The 758-nt window shown below is 70.1% G+C and carries 2 protein-coding genes; both read right to left on the bottom strand.

Going from position 1 to position 758, the window contains the following annotated elements; genetic code table 11:
- Positions 1 to 403: gas vesicle protein (locus tag IH13_RS0114175; protein WP_031084375.1), on the bottom strand; the 403-nt coding region annotated here is incomplete at its 3' end.
- A gap of 42 nt (positions 404 to 445) precedes the next feature.
- The coding region (locus tag IH13_RS0114170) for a hypothetical protein (protein WP_199814655.1) at positions 446 to 758 on the bottom strand (313 nt) is incomplete at its 5' end.

Raw genomic sequence — 758 nt, 5'->3', positions numbered from 1 at the left:
CCGCCGCTGCTGCGGCGGGAAGGCCCGCCGCGGACCTGAGCTCGGCGATCTCCGCCCGCAGCCGTGCGTTCTCCTCCTCCAGCGGGGCCGGCGCCCCGCCGTCAGCGGCCGGTCCGCGGACCGGTGGTGTCCGGTCCGTGTGGGCCCGGGAGGAGAGGGAGGGGTCGTGCTCCCACCAGTCGATGCCCATCTCCTTGGCCTTGTCCACGGATGCGACGAGCAACCGGAGCTTGATGGTCAGGAGTTCGATGTCGAGCAGATTGATCTGGATGTCACCCGCGATGACGATGCCCTTGTCCAGGACGCGCTCCAGGATGTCGGCCAGATTCGCGGATGACCCCTGCTGGCCGTACGAGGACACTCCTGGGGAGGCGCCCATGCGGCCCGCCAGTGAATCGGACACGTGGATCAGCCCCGTCCGTGGTGGTGGTGTGGGCGGCGCACGTCAGCCGCGCGCCGAGGCGGTGCGGCGCCGGCCGCGAGGGGCCTGCTCCTCTTCCCCGCCGTCTTCGTCTTCCTCGTCTTCTTCGGCCTCTTCGTAGTCCTCGTCCTCCAAGGGCTCCTCGTCGTCGCCCTCTTCGGCAGCGGGCTCCTCGTCCTCGGAAGGCTCTGCGTCCTCGGAAGGCTCCTCGTCCTCGGAAGGCTCTGCGTCGTCGGAAGGCTCCTCGTCCTCGGACGGCTCCTCGTCAGACGGCTCCTCGTCCTCGGACGGCTCCTCGTCGGACGGCTCCTCGTCAGACGGCTCCTCGTCCTCGGAC

Source organism: Streptomyces sp. NRRL WC-3549, assembly GCF_000721935.1.
Taxonomy (GTDB): Bacteria; Actinomycetota; Actinomycetes; order Streptomycetales; family Streptomycetaceae; genus Streptomyces.
This window is presented reverse-complemented; position numbering and strand designations above follow the sequence as displayed.